20 protein-coding genes are annotated in these 22,676 nt (G+C 72.2%); 7 read left to right on the top strand and 13 right to left on the bottom strand.

The window, feature by feature from the left end; translation table 11 throughout:
* Window positions 1-190: 190 nt before the first annotated feature.
* From N4G70_RS31710 to N4G70_RS31670, 10 genes are all read right to left on the bottom strand, one after another.
* Window positions 191-1,531 carry a sulfate adenylyltransferase subunit 1 gene (locus tag N4G70_RS31710; protein ID WP_261716223.1) on the bottom strand — a complete coding sequence of 447 codons (1,341 nt, stop codon included), beginning with the start codon at window positions 1,529-1,531 and terminating at the stop codon, window positions 191-193.
* Window positions 1,532-2,467 carry a sulfate adenylyltransferase subunit CysD gene (gene cysD / locus N4G70_RS31705; RefSeq protein ID WP_261716222.1) on the bottom strand — a complete coding sequence of 312 codons (936 nt, stop codon included), beginning with the start codon at window positions 2,465-2,467 and terminating at the stop codon, window positions 1,532-1,534.
* Entirely contained in the window at window positions 2,464-3,009 is a 546-nt protein-coding gene (cysC, locus tag N4G70_RS31700; protein ID WP_261716221.1) for an adenylyl-sulfate kinase, read from the bottom strand. The genes cysD and cysC overlap by 4 nt, the downstream gene beginning before the upstream one ends.
* Window positions 3,010-3,041: 32 nt before the next feature.
* The gene (locus tag N4G70_RS31695; protein ID WP_261716220.1) at window positions 3,042-3,755 is read right to left on the bottom strand and encodes a phosphoadenylyl-sulfate reductase; all 714 of its coding nucleotides are present in this window, start codon (window positions 3,753-3,755) and stop codon (window positions 3,042-3,044) included.
* Window positions 3,752-3,931, bottom strand: a complete 180-nt coding sequence (locus N4G70_RS31690; RefSeq protein ID WP_261716219.1) for a hypothetical protein — start codon at window positions 3,929-3,931, stop codon at window positions 3,752-3,754. The genes N4G70_RS31695 and N4G70_RS31690 overlap by 4 nt, the downstream gene beginning before the upstream one ends.
* Entirely contained in the window at window positions 3,928-5,625 is a 1,698-nt protein-coding gene (locus tag N4G70_RS31685) for a nitrite/sulfite reductase (protein ID WP_261716218.1), read from the bottom strand. Before N4G70_RS31685 ends, N4G70_RS31690 begins: the two co-directional genes overlap by 4 nt.
* 123 nt (window positions 5,626-5,748) lie before the next feature.
* Window positions 5,749-5,832, bottom strand: coding sequence for a putative leader peptide (locus N4G70_RS37080; protein ID WP_310591794.1), 84 nt, complete (start codon window positions 5,830-5,832; stop codon window positions 5,749-5,751).
* A gap of 163 nt (window positions 5,833-5,995) precedes the next feature.
* Window positions 5,996-6,559, bottom strand: coding sequence for a GNAT family N-acetyltransferase (locus N4G70_RS31680; RefSeq protein WP_261716217.1), 564 nt, complete (start codon window positions 6,557-6,559; stop codon window positions 5,996-5,998).
* 43 nt (window positions 6,560-6,602) lie between these two features.
* A complete protein-coding gene (locus tag N4G70_RS31675; protein WP_261716254.1) occupies window positions 6,603-7,856 on the bottom strand; it encodes a helix-turn-helix domain-containing protein in 1,254 nt (417 codons plus the stop codon).
* 353 nt (window positions 7,857-8,209) lie between these two features.
* Window positions 8,210-9,856, bottom strand: a complete 1,647-nt coding sequence (locus N4G70_RS31670) for an acyl-CoA dehydrogenase family protein (protein ID WP_261716216.1) — start codon at window positions 9,854-9,856, stop codon at window positions 8,210-8,212.
* Between the two features lie 17 nt (window positions 9,857-9,873).
* Between N4G70_RS31670 and N4G70_RS31665 the strand changes: the two genes are divergently transcribed.
* Both N4G70_RS31665 and N4G70_RS31660 read left to right on the top strand, forming a co-directional pair.
* The gene (locus N4G70_RS31665; protein WP_261716215.1) at window positions 9,874-11,061 is read left to right on the top strand and encodes a YihY/virulence factor BrkB family protein; all 1,188 of its coding nucleotides are present in this window, start codon (window positions 9,874-9,876) and stop codon (window positions 11,059-11,061) included.
* Window positions 11,062-11,092: 31 nt separating this feature from the next.
* Window positions 11,093-11,491, top strand: a complete 399-nt coding sequence (locus N4G70_RS31660) for a metalloregulator ArsR/SmtB family transcription factor (RefSeq protein ID WP_261716214.1) — start codon at window positions 11,093-11,095, stop codon at window positions 11,489-11,491.
* Window positions 11,492-11,525: 34 nt separating this feature from the next.
* Here the strand turns inward: N4G70_RS31660 and N4G70_RS31655 are convergent, their stop codons facing one another.
* The gene (locus tag N4G70_RS31655) at window positions 11,526-12,926 is read right to left on the bottom strand and encodes a nitrate/sulfonate/bicarbonate ABC transporter ATP-binding protein (RefSeq protein ID WP_261716213.1); all 1,401 of its coding nucleotides are present in this window, start codon (window positions 12,924-12,926) and stop codon (window positions 11,526-11,528) included.
* 27 nt (window positions 12,927-12,953) lie between these two features.
* Entirely contained in the window at window positions 12,954-14,702 is a 1,749-nt protein-coding gene (locus N4G70_RS31650) for an ABC transporter permease subunit (RefSeq protein WP_261716212.1), read from the bottom strand.
* A gap of 781 nt (window positions 14,703-15,483) precedes the next feature.
* Between N4G70_RS31650 and N4G70_RS31645 the strand changes: the two genes are divergently transcribed.
* Window positions 15,484-16,710: a phosphodiester glycosidase family protein gene (locus N4G70_RS31645; protein WP_261716211.1), complete on the top strand. Its 1,227-nt coding sequence runs from the start codon at window positions 15,484-15,486 to the stop codon at window positions 16,708-16,710.
* Between the two features lie 134 nt (window positions 16,711-16,844).
* Here the strand turns inward: N4G70_RS31645 and N4G70_RS31640 are convergent, their stop codons facing one another.
* A complete protein-coding gene (locus tag N4G70_RS31640; RefSeq protein ID WP_261716210.1) occupies window positions 16,845-18,023 on the bottom strand; it encodes a cytochrome P450 in 1,179 nt (392 codons plus the stop codon).
* 88 nt (window positions 18,024-18,111) lie between these two features.
* On the opposite strand from N4G70_RS31640, the gene N4G70_RS31635 reads away from it, so the two are divergent.
* From N4G70_RS31635 to N4G70_RS31620, 4 genes are all read left to right on the top strand, one after another.
* The gene (locus N4G70_RS31635) at window positions 18,112-18,258 is read left to right on the top strand and encodes a hypothetical protein (RefSeq protein WP_261716209.1); all 147 of its coding nucleotides are present in this window, start codon (window positions 18,112-18,114) and stop codon (window positions 18,256-18,258) included.
* Window positions 18,259-18,318: 60 nt separating this feature from the next.
* Window positions 18,319-19,458: a ribosome small subunit-dependent GTPase A gene (gene rsgA, locus N4G70_RS31630; protein ID WP_261716208.1), complete on the top strand. Its 1,140-nt coding sequence runs from the start codon at window positions 18,319-18,321 to the stop codon at window positions 19,456-19,458.
* A gap of 523 nt (window positions 19,459-19,981) precedes the next feature.
* On the top strand, window positions 19,982-21,352 hold the full coding sequence (locus tag N4G70_RS31625) for a bifunctional transcriptional activator/DNA repair enzyme AdaA (protein ID WP_261716207.1): 1,371 nt from the start codon (window positions 19,982-19,984) through the stop codon (window positions 21,350-21,352).
* Between the two features lie 42 nt (window positions 21,353-21,394).
* Window positions 21,395-22,495 (top strand): calcium:proton antiporter, encoded by a 1,101-nt coding sequence (locus N4G70_RS31620; protein WP_261716206.1) that lies wholly within the window; start codon window positions 21,395-21,397, stop codon window positions 22,493-22,495.
* The last annotated feature ends 181 nt before the right edge of the window (window positions 22,496-22,676 follow it).

Here is a 22,676-nt window from a genome sequence, read left to right as displayed (position 1 = left end):
ACTCCGGTACGCGGCCGGGAAGTCGGCAGGTCTTCGATGGTGCGGAGGGTGCTGGTGGTACAGCCGGGCGCGCGAGCGGTGCGCGTACGTCATCGCGCACATCGGGCCACCCCGCCCTGGCCGCTGCCGAGGGCGCCGCTGCCGACCCGGCCGCCCTCCTTCGCGAAGGTCGAGAAGATGTCGTGCTTCATCAGAAGTCCCATCCCTCTTCGTCGGCGACCGCGGTGACGGCCTTGTGGGTGGCGAACGACTCGCCCGCCATGCCGGCCGCGAGCGTGGTGCCGTCGGCGGGGTCGATCAGCAGGAACGAGCCGGTGCGCCGCGAGTGGGCGTACGGGTCGAGCGCGAGCGGCTCGGCGGTGCGCACCAGGACCCGGCCGATGTCGTTGGCGACGAGCTGGCCCGGCTCCGGGTGCTGGGAGAGGTCGTCCAGGGTGAGCCGGGACGGGATCTCCTTGACGATGGCCTTGACCGTGCGGGTGGTGTGCTTGAGCAGCACCCGCTGACCCACCGTCAGGGGCTGGTCGGCCACGTGGCAGACGGTCGCCTCGACGTCCTGGGTGGTGGGCGGCGCGTCCCCGCTCGGCACGATCAGGTCGCCCCGCGAGATGTCGATGTCGTCGTTGAGGAGCAGCGTGACGGACTGCGGCGTCCAGGCCACGTCGACCGACTCGCCCAGCAGGTCGATGCCCGCGATGGTGCTGGTGCGCCCCGAGGGCAGCACCGTCACCGGCTCGCCGACCCGGAACGTACCGGCGGCGATCTGGCCCGCGTAGCCCCGGTAGTCGGGGAGTTCGGCGGTCTGCGGGCGGATCACGTACTGCACGGGGAGCCGGGCGTGGCAGGAGGTCAGGTCGTGGCTGACCGGGACCGTCTCCAGGTGCTCCAGGACCGTGGGGCCGCCGTACCAGTCCATGTTGGCGCTGGGCTCCACCACGTTGTCCCCGGCGAGCGCCGAAATCGGGATCGCGGTGATCTCCGGAACGCCCAACTCGCCTGCGTACGCGGTGAATTCCTCGGCGATCGACGCGAAGACCTTCTCCTCGTACGCCACCAGGTCCATCTTGTTGACCGCGAGGACCACGTGCGGCACGCGCAGCAGGGCCGCCACGGCGGCGTGCCGGCGGGTCTGCTCGATGACGCCGTTGCGGGCGTCGACCAGGACCACGGCGAGGTCGGCGGTGGAGGCGCCGGTCACCATGTTGCGGGTGTACTGCACATGCCCGGGGGTGTCGGCCAGGATGAACCGGCGCCGGGGGGTCGCGAAGTAGCGGTAGGCCACGTCGATGGTGATGCCCTGCTCGCGCTCGGCCCGCAGGCCGTCGGTGAGCAGCGCCAGATCGGGAGCTTCCTGACCACGCTTGAGAGAGGCCGCCTCGACGGCCTCCAGCTGGTCGGTGAGCACCGACTTGGAGTCGTGCAGCAGCCGTCCGACCAGGGTGGACTTGCCGTCGTCGACGGACCCGGCGGTCGCGAAGCGCAACAGGGTGGTGGCCGACAGATCGGCCAACTGCTTGGTGGACGTGGACATTTAGAAGTACCCCTCGCGCTTGCGGTCTTCCATCGCGGCCTCGGACATCTTGTCGTCGGCGCGGGTGGCGCCCCGCTCGGTGAGCCTGGAAGCGGCGATCTCGGTGATGACGGCGTCCAGCGTCGTCGCGTCGGAGTCGACGGCGCCGGTGCACGACATGTCGCCGACGGTGCGGTAGCGCACCAGACGGGTCTCGACGCTCTCCTCGCCCTTGGGGCCGCCCCACTCGCCGGCCGTCAGCCACATCCCGGACCGCTTGAACACCTCACGCTCGTGGGCGAAGTAGATCTGCGGCAGCTCGATGTCCTCGCGGGCGATGTACTGCCACACGTCCAGCTCGGTCCAGTTGGACAGCGGGAAGACCCGCACGTGCTCACCGGGGGCGTGCCGGCCGTTGTAGAGCTGCCACAGCTCCGGGCGCTGGCGGCGCGGGTCCCACTGCGAGAACTCGTCGCGCAGCGAGAACACCCGCTCCTTGGCGCGGGCCTTCTCCTCGTCGCGCCGGCCGCCGCCGAACACCGCGTCGAAGCGGTGCTCCTGGATGGCCTCGGTCAGCGGCACCGTCTGGAGCGGGTTGCGCACCCCGTCGGGCCGCTCGCGCAGCTTGCCCGCGTCGATGTACTCCTGCACCGAGGCGACGTGCAGACGCAGCCCGTGCCGGGCCACCACCCGGTCGCGGTAGGCGAGGACCTCGGGGAAGTTGTGCCCGGTGTCCACGTGAAGGAGCGAGAACGGCACGGCCGCCGGGGCGAACGCCTTCAGCGCCAGGTGCAGCATGACGATGGAGTCCTTGCCGCCGGAGAACAGGATCACCGGCCGCTCGAACTCCCCCGCCACCTCACGGAAGATGTGCACCGCCTCGGACTCCAGCGCGTCCAGGTGGCTGAGCGCGTACGGGCTGTCGACGCCCTCGGTCACGACTGCTGCCGACGTCATGCCAGGCCCCTCTCAGTGAGCAGCGCGTGAAGCGCGGCCGCGGACTCCTGCACGGTCTGGGTGTGCGACTCGATCCGCAGGTCAGGCGCCTCGGGCGCCTCGTACGGGTCGTCCACCCCGGTCAGGCCGCTGATCTCGCCCGCCGCCTGCTTGGCGTACAGACCCTTCACATCGCGTACGGAGCACACCTCCACCGGGGTGGCGACATGCACCTCCAGATAGGCGGTGCCCTCGCTCTGGTGACGCTTGCGGACGGCCTCGCGGCTGTCCGCGTACGGCGCGATCACCGGGACGAGTGCCTTCACGCCGTTGGCGGCGAGGAGTTCGGCGACGAAGCCGATCCGCTGCACATTGGTGTGCCGGTCCTCGCGGCTGAAGCCGAGGCCCGCCGAGAGGAACTCGCGGATCTCGTCGCCGTCGAGCACCTCGACCCGGTGCCCGTCCGCGCGCAGCCGGTCACCGAGCTCGTACGCGATGGTCGTCTTGCCCGCGCTCGGCAGACCGGTCAGCCAGATGGTGGCTCCCGCCTCCGTCACGCTCATCGAAGTCTCCTGATCGTTCTTCTGACGGTTCGTCATCCGTGCAGCCCGCACTCGGTCTTGTTGCGTCCGGCCCAGCGTCCGGCGCGCGCGTCCTCGCCCTCGGCGACCCGCCGGGTGCAGGGCGCGCAGCCGATCGAGGGGTAGCCGTCCATGAGGAGCAGGTTGGTGATCACTCCGTGCTCGGCGACGTACGCGTCCACGTCGTCCTGCGTCCAGCGGGCGATCGGCGACACCTTGACCTTCTGCCGCTTCTCGTCCCAGCCGACGACCGGGGTGTTCGCCCGGGTCGGGGACTCGTCGCGGCGCAGCCCGGTGGCCCAGGCGGCGTACGAACTCAGGCCCTCCTCAAGGGGCTTGACCTTGCGCAGCGCGCAGCACAGGTCCGGGTCGCGGTCGTGCAGCCGGGGGCCGTACTCGGCGTCCTGCTCGGCGACGCTCTGGCGCGGGGTGAGGGTGATGACGTTGACATCCATCACCTCGGCGACCGCGTCCCGGGTGCCGATGGTCTCGGGGAAGTGGTAGCCCGTGTCGAGGAACACCACGTCCACGCCGGGCATGGCGCGCGAGGCGAGGTGGGCGACGACCGCGTCCTCCATGGAGGAGGTGACGCAGAACCGCTTGCCGAAGGTGTCGGTGGCCCACTGGAGGATCTCCAGGGGGGAGGCCTCTTCGAGGTCCCGGCCCGCCTGCTCGGCGAGCGCCCTGAGGTCCTCGGCGGTGCGCCCGTCGATCTGAGTGGCCGTCATATCGCTTCCCCTCCACGGTCGTTGCGCTGCACGCCACGGGCCAGCAGCCCGAGGAACTTCAGCTGGAAGGCCCGGTTGCACGCCGCGCACTCCCACGCGCCGTGTCCGGCCTCGTGGGGGCGCAGGTCCTCGTCGCCGCAGTAGGGGCAGTAGAAGGGGGCCGCGCGCTCGCTCATGACAGGGCCTCCTCGCTCGCGCGCGAGGCCCAGGTCGCGAACCGCTCGCCCTCGGCGCGCTCGGCCTGGAAGCGCGTCAGGACCCGCTCGACGTAGTCGGGCAGCTCGGCCGAGGTGACCTTGAGGCCGCGGACCTTGCGCCCGAAGCCGGCCTCCAGGCCGAGCGCGCCGCCCAGGTGCACCTGGAAGCCCTCGACCTGGTTGCCCTCGTCGTCCAGGACCAGCTGGCCCTTGAGGCCGATGTCGGCGACCTGGATGCGGGCGCAGGAGTTGGGGCAGCCGTTGATGTTGATGGTGATGGGCTCGTCGAACTCGGGGATGCGGCGCTCCAGTTCGTCGATGAGCGAGGCGCCGCGCGCCTTGGTCTCGACGATGGCGAGCTTGCAGAACTCGATGCCGGTGCAGGCCATGGTGCCGCGGCGGAACGGCGAGGCGTTGACCTTCAGGCCGAGCGACTCCAATCCGGCGACCAGCGATTCGACGCGGTCCTCGGCGACGTCGAGCACGATCAGCTTCTGCTCGGTGGTGGTGCGCAGGCGGCCCGAGCCGTGCGTCTCGGCCAGCTCGGCGATCTTGCTGAGGGTGGCGCCGTCCACGCGTCCCACCCGGGGCGCGAAGCCGATGTAGAAGCGGCCGTCGTTCTGGCGGTGCACCCCGAGGTGGTCGCGCCAGACGTCCTTGGGCAGCTCGGGGGCGGGCCCGTCGAGGAGGGTGCGCTTGAGGTACTCGTCCTGAAGGACCTGGCGGAACTTCTCCGGGCCCCAGTCGGCGACCAGGAACTTCAGCCGGGCGCGGTTGCGCAGCCGCCGGTAGCCGTAGTCGCGGAAGATCGAGATGACACCCTCGAAGACGTCCGGCACCTCGTCCAGGGGCACCCAGGCGCCGAGCCGCACCCCGAGCTTGGGGTTGGTGGAGAGCCCGCCGCCGACCCACAGGTCGAAGCCGGGGCCGTGCTCGGGGTGTTCGACACCGACGAACGCGATGTCGTTGATCTCGTGCGCGACATCGAGCTGCGGGGAGCCCGAGACGGCGGTCTTGAACTTGCGGGGCAGGTTGGAGAAGGCCGGGTTGCCGATGAAGCGGCGGTGGATCTCGTCGATGGCGGGCGTGCCGTCGATGATCTCGTCGGCGGCGATCCCGGCGACCGGCGAGCCGAGGATGGTGCGCGGGGTGTCGCCGCAGGCCTCGGTGGTGGACAGGCCGACCGCTTCGAGCCGGTTCCAGATCTCCGGGACGTCCTCGATGCGGATCCAGTGGTACTGGATGTTCTGCCGGTCGGTGAGGTCGGCGGTGCCGCGCGCGAACTCCTGCGAGATCTCGCCGATCACCCGCAGCTGCTCGGTGGTGAGCCGGCCGCCGTCGATGCGGACGCGCAGCATGAAGTACTCGTCGTCCAGCTCCTCCGGCTCCAGGATCGCCGTCTTGCCGCCGTCGATGCCCTGACGGCGCTGGGTGTAGAGCCCCCACCAGCGCATCCGGCCGCGCAGGTCGCTGGGGTCGATCGAGTCGAAGCCGCGCTTGGAGTAGATCGTCTCAATACGTGTCCGCACATTGAGACCGTCGTCGTCCTTCTTCACCTGCTCGTTCCCGTTGAGCGGCGTGAAGTGGCCGACGGCCCACTGGCCTTCACCACGGTGGCGGCCCGGCTTGCGGCGGGGCGTCGTGGGGGCAGGGTTTTCTGGGCTGGCGGCCATGGCGTATGTCCTTCGGGACTGCAAGGGGGCGGCTCTGACCTGCACACTCGCGCTTCGGCGCGGCGGTGCGCAATCAGGACAGAGGGAAACCGGGAAAAGGGGATCGCGGCGGTGCTGGAGGCGTCAGCGGGCCGGACAGATGGCGCTGGACATGCGGCCGAGGTCGACGTGCCGCCGACTCACCAAGGCAATTCCAGTTCCAGACATGACGGAAGCGTGTCACGGGACTTTGGACCCAGTCCACCACTATCCAGAATGTGGACGTACCTGTCCCGCATCGTGGGACGGTGTGGTGCGGGTCACTGGCGGAGGCGGTCGCTCCGCACGCCGTGCGCCTCCCGGACCCGCACGTCCGTGACGACGAGGACCGTCAGAACGCCCCCGGCCAGGGGCCCGGAGCGGCGGCCTCCGCCGCCTGCTCCTCGACGGTGGCGAACAGCTTGAAGCCGCGCCGCACATAGTTGTCCATGGCGTGCTCGCCGTCCAGTGAGCAGGTGTGCAGCCACACCCGCTCGGTCGCGGGCAGCCCGGGCCAGCGCTCGCCCAGGTCCCAGGCGCGCCGGGTCCCGTACGTCAGCAGATGGCCACCGATGCGCCGGCCGCGGAAGGCGGGGATCAGGCCGAAGTAGACGATCTCGACCGAGCCGCCGGGCTGGGCCTGAAGCTCGACGTAGCCCGCGGGCGTCCCCCGGTCGTAGGCCACCCATGTCTCGGTGCCGGGCCTGTTCAGCTCCCGCTCCCACGCCTCGTACGTCATGCCGAGACGGTCGACCCAGGCGATGTCGCCGCCGACCGCCGTATAGAGGAAGCGGCTGAACTCCGGCGAGGGGACCTGGGCGCGCGCGATCGTGATGTCGCCGGCCGGCTCGGCGGCCGGGCGCAGATCGGAGACGGCTGTCTGTTCCAGGGACCAGGTGGTGACGGTGATACTCATGCACGCCAGGCAATCACGGGGCCGCCGACGCCTCCAACGCAGGTCAGGAATGGCCGCCCCGGGCCCGCGCGATCGCCGGGGACAGCGAGTGGGGGAGCAGGTCCGCCGCGTGCTCCGGCCGGACCACCTCCACCTGTATGTCCTCGCTGAAGCGGTACGGGCGATGGGCGAGCACCTCCGCCAGGTGGCGGCGCAGCCGGGACATCTCGGCCCGTACGGTCACCGTGCGCGTCGGGTCCGCGAAGATGTGCCGCGCGAGCTGGGCGGCGCTGAGGCCCTCCCGGTTCAGGGCAAGCACGAACAGGAGCTCGGCGTGGCGGGGGCTGAGCTCCTGGGTCCAGCTCCCCGCGTCGCCCGACACCGTCACCGAGCAGCGCCGGGGTCTGCCGAGGTCGAGCACGACCCGCCGGGCCGTCGGGGTGTCGGCGCCGCCCGCCTCCTCGCAGACCCGCACCAGCCGGCCGCCCGGCAGCGGCTCGATGGCGCACATGCCGAGCGAGGGCAGCCAGACGCGGCCCGCGCGCGGCTCCTTGGGCAGGGCGAGCCGGTCGGTGGGCGGCATGCCGGTGACCGCCGCGACCCAGCCGTTGTCGTCGACGGCCAGCGCCCGTCCGCCGACCCGGCACAGCACCGGGGCGGCCGACGTGCGCAGCCGTTCCAGGGCGGCGAAGTGCCGGTTGCGCAGCTCGGCGGCGGCCAGCCGGGCCACCGAGGTCACGAAGGACAGCGTGGCCGGATGCATGGTGCCGAGCGGGCCGCTGATGTCGACGACGCCGAGCAATTGCCCGTCGCGCGGGTCCACGACGGGCGCGCCCGCACAGGTCCAGGTGTGGTGGGAGGCCACGAAGTGCTCGGCCGAGTACACCTGCACAGGCCGGCCGGTGACGAGCGGGGTGCCCACGCCGTTGGTGCCGGCGGCCGCCTCGCTCCAGTCGGCGCCGACCTCGAACCCCAGGGTGTCGGCCAGCTTCAGGACGGACGGGTGCCCCTCGCGCCACAGCAGGCGCCCCTCGGCGTCCGAGACGACCATGATGTGCTGGGCCGCGTCCGCCACCGACACCAGCGCGTCCCGCAGCACCGGCAGGACCTCCGCCAACGGCGAGCGCCGCCTGCGCCGTTCGACCTCGGCCAGCGACAGCAGCCCCGCGCGGTTGTCCCCGTCGGGATCGAGCCCGCTGCTCAGCGCCCGCCGCCAGGACTCCCCGATCTCCGTACGCGGGGCGATCTTCGAGTGCTCGCCCGCCAGCGTGGCCGCGCGTACGCGCTTCAGGAGCCGGGCGGCCTCCTGGGCGTCCATGGCGGCCAGCCGGGCCACGTCCAGCGTGGTGGTGTGCACCAGATCCTCCTGCCGTCGACACCGGCCTTGCCGACCGCCGAGCCCGGGTGTCCTGAATTCATCGTGCCCGCCCGGCGGTTGGCGCGTGGCGATATGCCCCACATGGTTGCAACCCTTTGCAACCCTCGCGAACGGCCCCGCGTGGGTACGAAGGTGGCAGTGCACCGGAAGTCCGGTCGTCATGCTCCGTCCTCGGACGCATGAGAGTGCGGGGGTGGTGCCGTGTCGGCGCAGCACCACCCCCGACGGACCGCCCCGGGCACCGGCTTTCGGCCGCGCTCGGGGCTGTCCTGAGACCTCGGTGCGGGACCGCTTCACATCTCGACGCGGGCGCGCTCGACCACGGACGCCAGATCCAGCGAGTGCGGCAGCGTCCCGAAGGCCGCTCCCCAGTCGCCGCCGAGCCGCGAGGCGCAGAACGCGTCCGCGACCTCCGCCGGCGCCCAGCGCACCAGCAGCGAACCCTGGAGCACCAGCGCCATCCGCTCCACCAGACGCCGGGCCCGGCCCTCGATACCGTCCAGATCGGCGAGTTCGGTCAGCAGGTTCTTGATCGCCCCGTCGAGCCGGTGGTCCGCGCCGCGTGCCTTGCCGACCTCCTGGAGGAAGGCGTTGATCGCCTGCGGCTCGCGCTGGAGCGCCCGCAGCACGTCCAGGGCCTGGACGTTGCCCGAGCCCTCCCAGATCGAGTTCAGCGGTGCCTCCCGCAGCAGCCGGGGCATCCCCGACTCCTCGACGTACCCGTTGCCGCCGAGGCATTCGAGCGCCTCGCCCGCCACCGGCGTACACCGCTTGGTGACCCAGTACTTGGCGGCCGGCACCGCGAGCCGCAGGAACGCGCGCTCCTCCTCGGTGTCGGCGTCGTAGGCGGCCGCGAGGCGCAGCGCCAGGGTGGTGGCCGCCTCCGACTCCAGGGCCAGATCGGCGAGCACATTGCGCATCAGCGGCTTCTCGACGAGCAACCCACCGAACGCACGTCGGTAGGAGGCGTGGTGGATCGCCTGCGTCACGGCCTGCCGCATGATCGCCGCCGAGCCGATCACACAGTCCAGCCGGGTCGCCGCCACCATCTCGATGATGGTGCGCACCCCGCGCCCCTCCTCGCCGACCCGGCGCGCCCACGTCCCGTCGAACTCGACCTCGCTGGAGGCGTTCGACCTGTTGCCCAGCTTGTCCTTGAGCCGCTGGATCGCGAACGCGTTGCGGGTGCCGTCGGCGAGCACCCGGGGCACCAGGAAGCAGGTCAGGCTGTCCTGTGCGGAGGGCGATGCCTGGGCGAGGACCAGGAAGCCGTCGCTCATGGGCGCCGAGCAGAACCACTTGTGCCCGGTCAGGGCGTACTCGCCGTCGGCCGCGAGCGGAGCCGCCGACGTGGTGTTCGCCCGGACGTCGCTGCCGCCCTGCTTCTCGGTCATGCCCATGCCGAAGATGACCCCGGCCTTCTCCGCGGCGGGCCGCAGCCCCTCCTCGTACACGTGCGAGGTGAGCCGCGGCTCCCACTCGGCGGCGAGCTCCGGGTCGGTGCGCAGCGCGGGCACGGCCGCGTGCGTCATGGAGACCGGGCAGCCGTGCCCGCCCTCCGCCTGGGTCCACACCAGGAATCCGGCGGCCCGGCGCACATGCCCGGCGGGCCGCCCCCAGGCGTCGGTGAGCCCGGAGGTCACGGCCTTGCCGAGGAGCCGGTGCCAGCTCGGATGGAACTCGACCTCGTCGATCCGGTTCCCGTACCGGTCGTGGGTGCGCAGCTTCGGCGGGTTCTCGTTCGCCAGCACACCCCACTCCTGGGCCTGGGCCGATCCGGCCGAGCGTCCGAGGGTCGCGAGCTCCTCGGTCACCTCGTCGACGAGCTCCGGCGCGGTGTGCCGCTCGACGGCCTCGCCGAGGACGCGGTCGGCGGTGAAGACGTCGTACCCCACCAGGGGCGGAGCCTGGTTGGTCACTGTGTGGGTGGTGGCTGCCATGCCGATACGGTAAGGACGTGCAGCCAGCAAATGAAACACCCGAGCGGACATCCGGCCGCCTTCATCGGGCCCGTGTGCTCTACCGCAACGTCTCCAAGCGGAAATTGGGCTGGCTGCTCCTCAAGGACACCGTCAACTCCTGTATCGAGTACCGCATCCTGGGCCTGGCCGCCGAGGCCGCGTTCTTCACGCTGCTCTCGCTGCCGCCGCTGCTGCTCAGTGTCATCGCGCTGCTCGGCTACGTGGACGGCTGGACCAGCACCCACACCGTCGCCAGCATCGAGCAGAACATCCTGAACGCGGCCGGAACCGTGCTCTCCGACCGGGGTGTGCACGAGTTCGCCCAGCCGCTGCTCGACGACGTGACCCAGGGCAAGCGCCCGGAGATCGTCTCCATCGGCTTCGCCATCGCCCTGTGGTCGGGTTCGCGCGCCGTCAACGTCTTCATCGACACCATCACCGTGATGTACGGGCTCGACGGCCAGCGCGGCATCGTCAAGACCCGGCTGCTCTCGCTGGTCCTCTACATCGTGGCGCTGCTGATCGGCGCGGTCGTGCTGCCGCTCGCGGTGGTGGGCCCGGACCGGGTGGTGGAGTGGATCCCGTGGGGCACGGATGTGATCAGCTTCCTGTACTGGCCCACGATGATCCTGCTGTCCATCGCCTTCCTCACCACCCTCTTCCATGTCTCGGTGCCGGTCCGCTCACCCTGGATCGAGGACGTGCCGGGCGCGCTTGTGGCCCTCGCGATGTGGGTGCTCGGCTCGTTCCTGCTGCGCATCTACCTGACCAGCACGGTCGAGGGCCCCACCATCTACGGCTCGCTGGCCGCGCCCATCGCGGTGCTGCTGTGGATCGGCATCTCGGCGTTCGCGGTCCTGGTGGGCGCGGCCGTCAACGCGGCCATCGACCGGGTCTGGCCCTCGGTCGCGACGGCCGCCGCCCGCGCGGCCGGCGAACGGGTGCGGGCCGCCCAGGCCGCCCAGATCGTCGCCCGCGCCCATGTCCAGCCGATGCTCTTCGAGGAGGAGGACGGCGAGGACGGCAACGACCCGGGGATGCCGTCCGAGTTCCCCGAGCGCTGGTCGAAGTTCCTGCCTCCCGAGGACGTGAAGTCCCGTCTGCACAGCGGGAAGAGGCACGAGGACAAGCCCCAGGACACCCCTGCGCGCGACCACCACAAGTCCCCGCGCGACCACGACTGAACCGGCTGCCTCCGGGCGTTACGCTCTTTGCATGGGAGCGCAAGGAGAGAGCTGGGACGCCGAGCGGGCCGAGCGGGCGGTCACCGTCCTCAAGGCGGTGGCGGACCCCTCGCGGTACCGCCTTCTGTGGGCGCTCGGCGCGGCGGAGCTTCCGGTCAGCTCGCTGGCGGAACTCATCGGGGCGCATGTCGCCGCGACCTCGCAGCATCTGGCGAAGCTGCGGGCGGCCGGTCTCGTCACCTCGCGCCGGGACGGCACCCGGATCTTCTACCGGGCGGCCGGGCCGCGTGTGCGGGCCCTCCTGGAGGAGGCGTCCGTGGTGGCCCTCGCCGTATCGCCCGAGGGGGCGGTTCCGGCTGCCGCGCCCGAGGCGGCCGCTCCGGCGCGGGCGGCCCGCCGGGCGAGGGCCGCGCGGCCCGTGGCCGACTAGCGCCGCGAAACCGCCGGACGCGGGGCCCCGGGGTTCACGCGGCGGCGCCCTCGTCCAGCCGGTACTCCTCCCGCTCGGCGTCATAGGCGTACAGCTCCGCGTACCGGCCCCAGTCGGTGGCGGTCTCGACCTGCCGGGCCACCTGTTCGCTGGTGTAGTGGTGGGCCAGCACATCGCGGAAGAAGCCCGCTCGCAGCGTGCCGTCGGGGCTCTGCCGCAGGCTCGTCGTGATCAGGCGGACCAGAGGGACCTCCAGGGCGGCCTCGGCGAAGATCTGCTTCGAGCGCTGGACATCGGCGCCGGCGAAGGCCGCGCCCCGGTCGGTCAGGACGAGATCGTCACCGGTGACGGCCGCGAGGCCGAGCAGCTCCAGGGCGTCCACCAGCGGCAGTACGTCGTCGATCTCCAGGCCGAGGTCGTCGGCGAGGTCCGCGAGGTCGCAGCCGCGCCCGCGGTGGGCCACCATCTCGGCCAGTCCGGACAGGCCGTCCACGCTCGCGGCGGGCAGCGGGGTGTTCGCGGGGATGCGCCGCTCGGGTTCGACGCCGTCGGGGCGCCCGGAGCCCTCCGCCGCCCGCACGGGGCGCGGGGTGTCCTTGGTGCGGCCCGTCATCGTGCGGTAGACCCGGTCGATGAGCTCGGCGAAGGCCGGCGCGTCACGGTCGCGCGGCCGATCGAGACCCACCTCGAACGTCTCGCGGATCGTGCCGTACGGGCGTGAGCCGAGCACCACGATCCGGTCGGCCATGAGGACCGCCTCCTCGATGTTGTGCGTGACCAGCACGATCGCCCGGGTCGGGAACTGGCCGGACTCCCACAGCTCCATCAGCTCGCCGCGCAGATTCTCCGCCGTCAGCACGTCGAGCGCCGAGAACGGCTCGTCCATCATCAGGACATCCGGCTCGACGACCAGGGCCCGCGCGAAGCCGACGCGCTGGCGCATGCCGCCCGACAGCTCCTTGGGGTACGCCGACTCGAAGCCGTCGAGACCGATCAGGTCGATCGCCTGGCGCGCGGCCGTCGCCCGCGCGTCCGCCGGTACGCCGCGCGCCTCCAGGCCCAGTTCGACGTTCTGGAGCACGGTCAGCCAGGGCAGCAGCGCGAAGGTCTGGAACACCATGGCGGTGCCCGGGTTGGCGCCGGTCAGCGGGGCGCCCCGGTAGGAGACGGTGCCGGAGCTCGGGGGTACGAGACCGGCCAGGCAGCGCAGCAGCGTCGACTTGCCGGAACCCGACTTGCCGAGCAGCGCGACGACCTCACCGGCCCGCACCGTCAGGTCGATGCCGCCGAGCACGGGGAGCTCGCCGTCGGCACCGGCGTACGCCTTGGTGAGGCCGACCGTTTCGAGCAGGATCTCCCCGTCGGCCGGGCGGGGCGCCCTCGGGGCGGCCGTGTGCCGGGCGTTGCGCAGGGTGCGAAGGGTGTTCAGAACCATGAGGGGCTCCCGAGAAGTTCAGGGGTGTCAGAGGGCGAAGCGGGTGTCGGCGAGCCGGTACAGGCGGTGCCACAGCAGGCGGTTGAGGCCGACGACGTACAGGCTCATCACCGCCACGCCCGCGAGCAGATGCGGGAAGTCGCCGGCCGCGGTGGCCTTCGCGATGTACGCGCCGAGTCCGGTGGCCGTCAGGGTCGTGCCGCCGAAGGTGACCACCTCCGCGACGATCGAGGCGTTCCAGGCGCCGCCCGACGCGGTGATGCCACCGGTGACGTACGCCGGGAAGACGCCGGGCAGGATCAGCCGCTTCCAGCGCCGAAGGCCCCGGACGCCCAGGTCGTCCATGGCCTCGCGCAGATCGGCGGGGATCGACATGGCGCCCGCGATGGTGTTGAAGAGGATGTACCACTGGGCGCCGAGCGCCATCAAAAGGATGCCGCCGACGTCGATGGACAGGCCCGTCTTCAGGAAGAACCAGACGGCCAGCGGGAAGAGGAAGTTGGCGGGGAAACTCGCGAGGACCTGCACCACGGGCTGGGCGATCCGGGTCAGCCGCGGCGAGAACCCGATCCACACGCCGATCGGCACCCAGACCACGGTGGCCGCGGCCACCAGGACCACCACCCGCGCCAGTGTCGCGAGGCCGAGGAGCAGCGGTTCGCCGAAGACGCCGAGGCCCGTCTCGTGGTGGAGGTAGCGGCCGAGGTCGAACAGGCCCCACAGGATGAGGCCGCCCGCGACGACGGTGAACGTGATGTCCCCGGTGCGCCGGCGCGCTCGGTCCACGATCAGTGGCCGGTCGTCGGTGCCCAGGAGGCGGCCCGCGCGGCCCAGGGCGCGGCCCACGGGCCGCAGCGCCGTCCCGAGCAGTTGGGGCCAGTGGGAGCGGCGCAGGAAGTCCAGGACGACCGAGCGCTGGATCTCGCCCGCCCGGGACTGCTCGTTCTTGAACTTCTCGGCCCAGGCGGTCAGCGGCCGCCAGAAGAGGAAGTTCACGCCGACGACCATGACGGCCATGGTGAGGATGGCCCAGCCGACCTTGCCGAGGTCGCCGTCGGCGATGGCGGCGCCCGCGTACGAGCCGACGCCGGGCAGCGCGTAGTCCTTGTTGTTGACGCTGATCGCCTCGGAGGCGACGAGGAAGAACCAGCCTCCGCCGAAGCTCATCATGCCGTTCCAGACGAGGCCGATCATCCCGGACGGCAGCTCCACGCGCCAGAACCGCATCCAGCGGGTGAACCTGAACGACCGTGACAGCTCGTCGAGTTCACGCGGCAGCGAGGTCAGCGAGTGGTAGAAGCCGAACGTCATGTTCCAGGCCTGCGAGGTGAAGATCGCGAAGATCGACGCGCATTCCAGGCCCAGCAGGGAGCCCGGGAACAGGGCGATGAACCCGCTGACGGCGACCGTGAGGAAGCCGAGCACCGGCACCGACTGGAGGATGTCGAGCGCCGGGATCAGGACGCGTTCCAGACGCCGGCTCTTGGCGGCGGCCAGCGCGTAGCCGAAGGTGAAGACGACCGAGGCGGCGAGCGCGACGAACATCCGCAGCAGCGAGCGCGCGGCGTCGTACGGCAAGGCGGCCGGATCGGTGTCGACCTTGATCGACTGATCGGTGGAGAACCGGACCGTGGTGCCGTGGCCGACCTGGAGAACTACATAGAAGAGCACGAGCACGGCGGCGGCGACCACCGCGTCGACCCAGCTCAGCCGGGCCAGGCGCCCGGTGAAACGGGAGGCGGCCCGCGGCGCGGGGCCACTCGTCTTGAACGACATCACAAGAAACCTCCGACCACACTGTGGGCACAGCGGTCCCGGGGGCGCGAGCGCGCACCCCGACGCGGCGGAGCCCGGTGTGGTGAGAAAGGGAAGGGGCAGGGGGCCCTCGGGGGCCCTGGAAACCTGCTGCCCGCACCGAGCCGTCGCCCGGGCCCCGGATCACCACGGAGCATCCCGTCGCGGATGCCGGGAGGTGGCGGAGGGCTCAGGCGCGGCCGATGGGGCGGCGCGGACTGGGAGGCTCGGCGTCCATGGCTGCCCCCTTCCGTGATGTCGGCGATGCGGCTTTTGGTGACCTGTGCAGTCTGCCGGTTATTGCGCTGATACGCAAATAAAGGGTGCGGTCGCCGCGCCTCCCGTGCCGCACCCGTGCCGAGCCGGGTTGCCTGCCCTCAACTGGGCGCCGCACGAAGGCAGTTGGAGCTCACGGAACCGTGCGCGGCCGGGCCCCGGGGCGATGGCGGACGCGACCCGAAAAGCTGTCCTGATCCGGCGTCGCCCTCAAGAGTGGCGCGGCGCAGGGGCCGAGCGGGGCGGGAGAGCTGGCACGCCGACCTCGTCCACGTACTCGACCAGGGCCGCCTGGTCGCGTCCGGCACACCGCCGGCCTGTTGGCGGCCGACGGGCCGGGCCGAATCCTCCCCCAGGGACGAACGATGCCGCTGATCCCCGCGCTCCTTCCCCGGGCGGTACGCGGGGTGCGCCCGCGCGGGTGTCACCGGGCAACCGGCACGCGCGCCTCCCGGGGCACGACTCGCACCGGCATCACGGTGGCGGCATGAACCGGGTTCGTATCGCTGTCGCCGCCGTCCTCCTGCTCAGCCTCACCACGACCCTCACCGTGGGTGCCGACCGGCCGGCGCGCGCGACGGACGCCGTGCGGGAGCCGGCCGTCGAGCACATCGCCCCGGGCGTCGACTACCAGCTCTTCACCCTGCGGACCGGCCACGGCCCGAGCCGGGTCCACCTGGTGACCGTCGACCTGCGCCACGCCGGGGTCGGGGCCGGTCTGCTGCACGCCGGGACCGTCACCGACCGGGCGTCGGTGTCCGCCATGGCCGAGAAGCAGGGGGCCGTCGCCGCCATCAACGGCGACTTCTTCAACATGACCGAGGGGGAGCACCCCGGCATCGCCGCCACGGGTTCGGCGTCCGGGGCAGCCGTCCTGCACGGGCAGCCCCTGAAGGGCGCGGTGCCCCGAAGCCAGCGGTTCGGCTGGAAGATGCCGGCCGACGCCAGTGGCGAGGACGTCCTGGGTGTCGGCCCGGACGGCCGCGCCCGCACCGCCCGCCTCCCGCTCAACGGTCAACTCCGCACCGCACAGCGCTCGTTGGCGCTCGGCGGCCTCAACCAGTACGCCCTTCCCGAAGGGTCCATCGGGGTCTTCACCCCGGACTGGGGCAGCGCCTCCCGCGCGCGAGCGGCCTGCGGGACCGACCGCCAGCGGTCCGCGCCCTGCACCCGCGACACCTTCGAGGTCACCGTCCGCGACGGGCGCGTCGCCACTACCGCCGCCACCCCGGGCAGTGGCCCCATCCCGGCCGGGTCGCTCGTCCTGCTGGGACGCGAACAGGGCGCCCAAGCCCTGCGCGCCCTGACGCCCGGCACCCCCGTCTCGGTCGACTACCGCCTCGGTTCCACCGGCGACGTCCCGTTCGACTTCGCCCTCGGCGCCTATCCGCTCCTCAAGGATCAGGTGCCGCTGCCCGGTCTGGACGAAGTCACCGCGGAGCCGCGGACCGCCGCCGCGCTCGCGGACGACGGGCATCTGCTGCGCCTGGTGGCCACCGACGGCCGCGAAGGCACCGCCACCGGCCTCACCGTCGCCGAACTCGCCCGATTTCTGGCGTCCTTGAAGTGCGACGAGGGCCTCTTCCTCGACGGCGGCGCCTCCACCACCCTCGTCACCCGCGACCCGGCGACGGACCGCCTGACCGTACGCAACACCCTCGACCACGGCCAGCAGCGACGCGTCCCCAACGGCATCGCCGTCTACCAGCGCTGAACGGGGGCGTACGAAGCCGCCGGCGCGGCCGCGCCGACGACTCGACGACGCACGGAGCGGCTGTCGACGACGCGCGGAGCGGCTAGTCGGGACAGGCGGACACGTCAGGACAGATGGCCACGTCAGGACAGGTGCTACGTCAGAACCGGCAGCGAGGTCAGCCCACGGACCAGCCGGGTGCGCCGCCATTCAAGTCGATCGGGCGCCACGGCGAGCCGGATGCCGGGGAAGCGCACCAGGACCGCTCGCAGCGCGATCTCCGCCTCGGCCATGGCCAGGGGAGCGCCGACGCAGCGGTGGATGCCGTGGCCGAAGCCGAGATGTCCGGAGGCGTCCCGGTCCCGGTCGAGCAGGTCCGGCCGCGGGAAGCGCCGTGGGTCGCGATTGGCCGCTCCGAGCGCGACCACGACCGGGACTCCGGCCGGGATGTCCGTGCCGCCGAGCGTGACGGGCTCGGTGGTGAACCTGAACGTGGCCGTGCCGACCGGAGAGTCGAACCGGAGCAGCTCCTCCAGCATGGCCCGGACGCCGTCCGGATCCTTACGGAGACGGTCGAGCTCGGCGGGGTGCTGGAGCAGCGCGAGGGCGGCGTTGCCGAGGAAGTGGGTGGTGGTCTCGTGCCCGGCCACGAGCAGCAGCACGGCGAGCGAGACCAACTCCTCCTCGCTCAGGCGGTCGTCGCCGTCGCGAGCCGCGACAAGCCGGTCGAGGAGGCGGTCACCCGGGTCCAGGCGCCTGGCGGCGATGAGGCCCGTCATGTACTCGGCGAGGGAGTGCGAGGCCGCGTCGATGACGTCGGGGCGTCCCGCCGCGAACAGCTCTCCCGACCAGCGCCGCACATCCGGCCTGTCCGCCCGCGGCACCCCGAGCAGCTCGCAGATCACGACGACCGGCAGCGGCACCGCCAAGTCGGCCACGAAATCTACCTGTTGGCCGACGGGCCACCCGTCCAGCAGCTCGTCGGTGACCCGGGCGACGAACGGGCGCAGCTCCGCGACGGCCCCCGGCGTGAACGCCCTGGTGACCAGCTTGCGCAGCCGGGTGTGCCGGGGCGGATCAGAGGCCAGCATGGTCTGCGCCACCGCGGGGTGCAGCCGCCGCGACGAGCCCGTGCCCGCGAAGAAGGCGGCCGTGTCCTTCGACAGTCGAGGATCCGCGAGGGCCTCCCGGGCTTCCGCGTAGCCGGTGACCACATAACTGGCGTGCCCGCCGGGCCCGTTGGCGAGGCGCCGCACCGGGCACCCGGACCGCAGGGCGGCGTACGCGGGGTAGGGGTCCTGGTGGAAGCGGGGGTCCTGCGTCGGGTCGTCCATGACCCCAGACTCCCACCGGGGCCGGCCCGTTCCCCGCGGTGAGCCGGTGATGCCGTTAATTCGGTGGTGCCGCGCCCGGGGCGTGGTTATGGTTCTGCTCATCCGCTCGCGCGACGGCGAGCGATGTCGGTTCGTGGAGAAGAAGCAGGAGGTGAGGACATTGATGACGGTCACGGTGACGGGCACTGCCCGCATTCAGGAGTTCATCGTTCCCACCCCTGTGGTCTCCGGCTGACACCCAAGCGAACCGCGCGCTCGCAGCGCGCCGCCGGGACCGCCCTTCGAAGGGTCCCCCTTGTCTTCCTCGTTCTCCACCCCGTTCAACACCTCCGCCCTCGGTAGCTGGGGGTTCAACACCTCCGCCCCGTCGCGTCCGCTCGCCGCGTACGGCTGGGACGACGCCTGGGCCGCCGAGTTCGCCCCCTACGCCGAACAGGGCCTGGTGCCCGGCCGCGTCGTCCGGGTCGATCGTGGCCAGTGCGACGTGGCGACCGCCGACGGCACCCTGCGCGCCGACACCGCGTATGTCACCCCGCACGACCCGATGCGGGTGATCTGCACCGGTGACTGGGCCGTCGTCGAACCGGGCGGCGACCCCCGCTTCGTCCGTGCCTATCTGCCGCGCCGCACCGCGTTCGTGCGCAGCACCTCCTCCAACCGGTCCGAGGCGCAGATCCTGGCGGCCAACGTCGACCACGCGATCATCGCGGTGTCGCTCGCCGTCGAACTCGACCTCGGCCGCATCGAGCGCTTCCTCGCCCTGGCCTGGGAGTCGGGCGCCCAGCCGCTCGTCGTCCTCACCAAGGCCGACCTGGTCCCCGACCCGGTCGGGCTGTCCTACCTCGTCCGGGACGTCGAAACGGCCGCGCCCGGCGTACAGGTCCTGCCGGTCAGCGCGACCACCGGCGAGGGCATCGAGATCCTCGCCGCGGTCGTCGCGGGCGGCACCAGTGTGCTGCTCGGGCAGTCCGGCGCGGGCAAGTCCACGCTCGCCAACGCGCTGCTCGGCGCGGAGGTGATGGAGGTGCAGGCCGCCCGTGACGTGGACGGCAAGGGCCGCCACACTACGACCACCCGCAACCTGCTGGTGCTGCCCGGCGGCGGCGTCCTCATCGACACCCCCGGGCTGCGCGGTGTCGGCCTGTACGACGCGCAGAGCGGCGTCGGCCAGGTCTTCGCCGAGATCGAGGAACTGGCCGCGGACTGCCGCTTCCACGACTGCGCGCACGGGGCGGAGCCGGGCTGCGCGGTGCTCGCGGCCGTCGAGGACGGCTCACTGGCGGAGCGCCGCCTCGACAGCTACCGCAAGCTGCTGCGCGAGAACCAGCGCATCGTGGCGAAGACGGATGCGCGGTTGAGGGCGGAGATTCGGCGGGAGTGGAAGGCGAAGGGGGCGGAGGGGCGGGCGAACGGGCTGCTGAAGCGGGGGCGCTGATCCCTCCGGGGGTGGGCGGTCGGGGGGTGGGTGCTTGGCCTCCCCTCACCCCTCGACCCCGCCTTCGGCTGCGGGCCGTGTGTGGCTTGTTGCGCAGTTCCCCGCGCCCCTTTCAACCCCGTTTCCACCTGCGGGCCGTGTGTGGCTTGTTGCGCAGTTCCCCGCGCCCCTTTCAACCCCGTTTCCACCTGCGGGCCGTGTGTGGCTTGTTGCGCAGTTCCCCGCGCCCCTGGAAACCCGCTTTCGGCTGCGGGCCGTGTGTGGCTTGTCGCGCAGTTCCTCGCGCCCCTGGAAACCCGCTTTCGGCTGCGGGCTGTGTGTGGCCGGTCGCGCAGTTCCCCGCGCCCCTAAAGGCCCCTCGGTCTGCGGGCCGTGTGTGGCTGGTCGCGCAGTTCCTCGCGCCCCTGGCAGTGCCGTTGCGGGTCCGTATGGGGGTGTGGGGGAGTCCCCCGCCGGAGTGGGGCAGCGCAGTGTCCGAATGCCGCCAGTGGGTGCCGGCGCGGGGCCGGACAATGGAGGCGTGATGGATCACGACGCGCGGTACGAGGCGGTCACCAGCAGGGACGCCCGGTTCGACGGGGAGTTCTTCTTCGCCGTGGCGACGACCGGCATCTACTGCCGCCCGAGCTGCCCCGCCGTAACCCCCCGCCGCAAGAACGTCCGGTTCTTCCCGAGCGCCGCCGCCGCTCAGGGTCACGGCTTCCGCGCATGCCGCCGCTGCCGCCCGGACGCCGTGCCCGGCTCCGCCGAGTGGAACGCGCGAGCCGATGTCGTGGGCCGGGCCATGCGCATGATCGGGGACGGTGTGGTGGACCGGGAGGGCGTGCCGGGGCTGGCGAGCCGCCTCGGCTACAGCGCCCGCCAGGTGCAGCGCCAGCTCACCGCGGAGGTGGGCGCGGGCCCCGTCGCCCTGGCGCGGGCCCAACGCGCCCACACGGCAAGGGTGTTGCTCCAGACCACCTCGCTCCCGGTCACCGAGGTCGCGTTCGCGTCGGGGTTCGCGAGCGTGCGCCAGTTCAATGACACGATCCGGCAGATCTACGCCCGCACACCCAGCGGCCTGCGCGAGGAGGCCGGCACGCGGGCCGTCAGGTCCGGCGTCGCGGCCGCGGCCGGGATCCCGCTGCGGCTCGCCCACCGGGGTGCGTACGCCGTGAAGGAGACCTTCGACCTGCTGGCCGCCGAGGCCGTCGAGCACGTCGAGGAGGTCGTCGGCGCGAGCGGCGCCCGTACCTACCGCCGCACCCTCGCGCTGCCCCACGGCACCGCCGTCGTGGCCGTCGACGAGGCCGAGCCTGCCCACACTGCGGCCCGCCAGGGCTGGCTGGACGCCCGGATCCACCTCACCGACCTGCGCGACCTGACCACCGCCGTCCAGCGCCTGCGCCGCCTGTTCGACCTGGACGCCGACCCGTACGCCGTCGACGAACGGCTCGGCGCCGACCCCCTCCTCGCCCCGCTCGTCGCCCGCACCCCGGGCCTTCGCTCGCCGGGTGCGGCCGACCCCGAGGAGTGCGCGGTGCGGGCGCTGGTAGGGACGGAGCGCGCGGCCGGCCTCGTCGAGACGTACGGCAAGCGGCTTGACGTGCCCTGCGGGGCGCTCACCCATCTGTTCCCCGACTCCGCCTCGCTCGCAGGGCACCCCGATCCGCACCTGGCCGCCCTGGCGACCGCGCTCGCCGACGCCGCCCTGCGCCTGGACGCCGGCGCCGACCGCGACGAGGCCGCCCGCGTCCTGCGCACCCTTCCCGGTATGGACGAGGAGACCGTCCAAGTCATCCGCACGCGTGCGCTCGGCGACCCGGACGTGGGCCCGGCGGGCCAGGACGCATGGCGGCCCTGGCGCTCCTACGCCCGCCGCCACCTGGCGCTCGCGGCGGCCGGACGGCGGTAGCCCGACGGGCGGGGCCCGGCCACTTCTGAGAACGTCGAAGGCATGATCCGTCTCGCGCGCCTGCCCCTGGACCGCTGGTCGGCGGTGATGCCGCCGCTCGCCATCGTGCTGCTCGCGCTGACGTGGGGCCGTTCGCTGCCCGGCGCGCTCGTCGCGCTGGTGGCCTGTTTCCTGGCCGGCGCGGTGCTCGCCGCCGTGCACCACGCGGAGGTGGTGGCGCACCGGGTGGGCGAGCCGTTCGGTTCGCTGGTGCTCGCGGTCGCGGTGACCGTCATCGAAGTCGCGCTGATCGTCACCCTGATGTCGGACGGCGGCGACAAGAGTGCCTCGCTCGCCCGCGACACCGTCTTCGCCGCGGTGATGATCACCTGCAACGGCATCGTCGGGGTGTGCCTCCTGGTGGGCGCGGTGCGTCGCCGGCTGGCCGTCTTCAACGCCGAGGGCACCGTCACCGCGTTCGCGACGGTCACCACGCTCGCGGGCCTCAGCCTCGCCCTGCCTACCTTCACCACCAGCAAGCCGGGCCCCGAGTTCTCGCCCGCCCAGCTCATCTTCGCGGCGATCGCCTCGGTGTTCCTGTACGGGCTGTTCGTGGCGACCCAGACCGTGCGTCACCGCGACTACTTCCTGCCCGTCACGCAGCAGGGCGAGGTGATGCGGGACGACGCGCACGCCAACCCGCCCTCCGCGCGCACCGCCTGGACCAGCGTCGTCCTGCTCGGGGTGGCGCTCGTCGCGGTCGTGGGACTGGCGAAGGGAGTCTCGCCCACCATCGAGCGGGGGGTGGCCGCGGCCGGGCTGCCCGCCTCGGTCGTCGGCGTCGTCATCGCGCTGCTCGTGCTGCTCCCCGAGACGATCGCCGCGGTGCGCGCCGCCCGCCGCGACCGGGTGCAGACCAGCCTCAACCTGGCGCTCGGCTCGGCCATGGCCAGCATCGGCCTCACCATTCCGGCCGTCGCCCTCGCCACCATCTGGCTGTCCGGTCCGCTGGTCCTGGGCCTGGGCGCCAGCCACATGGTGCTGCTCGCGCTGACGGTGGCGGTCGGCATCCTCACCGTCGTGCCGGGCCGCGCCACCCTGATGCAGGGCGGGGTGCATCTCTCCCTGTTCGCCGCGTACATCGTCCTGGCCGTCAGCCCGTAACCCTGCCGAGGCCCCGGCCCGGTCGGCCCGGCCCTCAGGAGCGCGGGAAACTGCGCGCTCAACCCCAGGCGGGCCGCGCTCGACCATCGACCCCAGGCAACTCGGTGCGCGGGGACCTGCGCAGAAACCTCCGCCCCCCCACCTTCAAGCCACCCTCACCCAGGCCCTGTTGACACCCCGC

This window comes from Streptomyces sp. ASQP_92 (genome assembly GCF_025399895.1).
Taxonomy (GTDB): domain Bacteria; phylum Actinomycetota; class Actinomycetes; order Streptomycetales; family Streptomycetaceae; genus Streptomyces.
Note: the sequence above shows the minus strand (reverse complement) of the source record. Positions and strands in the feature narration are given on the sequence as shown.

What these genes read in the sequence shown, in the direction of transcription:
- N4G70_RS31640 (WP_261716210.1), bottom strand. Translation starts at nt 18,023, where the DNA reads ATGGACGACCCGACGCAGGACCCCCGCTTCCACCAGGACCCCTACCCC.
- N4G70_RS31690 (WP_261716219.1), bottom strand. Translation starts at nt 3,931, where the DNA reads ATGAGCGAGCGCGCGGCCCCCTTCTACTGCCCCTACTGCGGCGACGAG.
- N4G70_RS31655 (WP_261716213.1), bottom strand. Translation starts at nt 12,926, where the DNA reads ATGGTTCTGAACACCCTTCGCACCCTGCGCAACGCCCGGCACACGGCC.
- cysC (WP_261716221.1), bottom strand. Translation starts at nt 3,009, where the DNA reads ATGAGCGTGACGGAGGCGGGAGCCACCATCTGGCTGACCGGTCTGCCG.
- N4G70_RS31675 (WP_261716254.1), bottom strand. Translation starts at nt 7,856, where the DNA reads ATGGACGCCCAGGAGGCCGCCCGGCTCCTGAAGCGCGTACGCGCGGCC.
- N4G70_RS31685 (WP_261716218.1), bottom strand. Translation starts at nt 5,625, where the DNA reads ATGGCCGCCAGCCCAGAAAACCCTGCCCCCACGACGCCCCGCCGCAAG.
- N4G70_RS31620 (WP_261716206.1), top strand. Translation starts at nt 21,395, where the DNA reads ATGATCCGTCTCGCGCGCCTGCCCCTGGACCGCTGGTCGGCGGTGATG.
- N4G70_RS31650 (WP_261716212.1), bottom strand. Translation starts at nt 14,702, where the DNA reads ATGTCGTTCAAGACGAGTGGCCCCGCGCCGCGGGCCGCCTCCCGTTTC.
- N4G70_RS31680 (WP_261716217.1), bottom strand. Translation starts at nt 6,559, where the DNA reads ATGAGTATCACCGTCACCACCTGGTCCCTGGAACAGACAGCCGTCTCC.
- N4G70_RS31670 (WP_261716216.1), bottom strand. Translation starts at nt 9,856, where the DNA reads ATGGCAGCCACCACCCACACAGTGACCAACCAGGCTCCGCCCCTGGTG.
- N4G70_RS37080 (WP_310591794.1), bottom strand. Translation starts at nt 5,832, where the DNA reads ATGTCTGGAACTGGAATTGCCTTGGTGAGTCGGCGGCACGTCGACCTC.
- cysD (WP_261716222.1), bottom strand. Translation starts at nt 2,467, where the DNA reads ATGACGTCGGCAGCAGTCGTGACCGAGGGCGTCGACAGCCCGTACGCG.
- N4G70_RS31710 (WP_261716223.1), bottom strand. Translation starts at nt 1,531, where the DNA reads ATGTCCACGTCCACCAAGCAGTTGGCCGATCTGTCGGCCACCACCCTG.
- N4G70_RS31635 (WP_261716209.1), top strand. Translation starts at nt 18,112, where the DNA reads ATGGTTCTGCTCATCCGCTCGCGCGACGGCGAGCGATGTCGGTTCGTG.
- N4G70_RS31695 (WP_261716220.1), bottom strand. Translation starts at nt 3,755, where the DNA reads ATGACGGCCACTCAGATCGACGGGCGCACCGCCGAGGACCTCAGGGCG.
- N4G70_RS31625 (WP_261716207.1), top strand. Translation starts at nt 19,982, where the DNA reads ATGGATCACGACGCGCGGTACGAGGCGGTCACCAGCAGGGACGCCCGG.
- N4G70_RS31645 (WP_261716211.1), top strand. Translation starts at nt 15,484, where the DNA reads ATGAACCGGGTTCGTATCGCTGTCGCCGCCGTCCTCCTGCTCAGCCTC.
- N4G70_RS31660 (WP_261716214.1), top strand. Translation starts at nt 11,093, where the DNA reads ATGGGAGCGCAAGGAGAGAGCTGGGACGCCGAGCGGGCCGAGCGGGCG.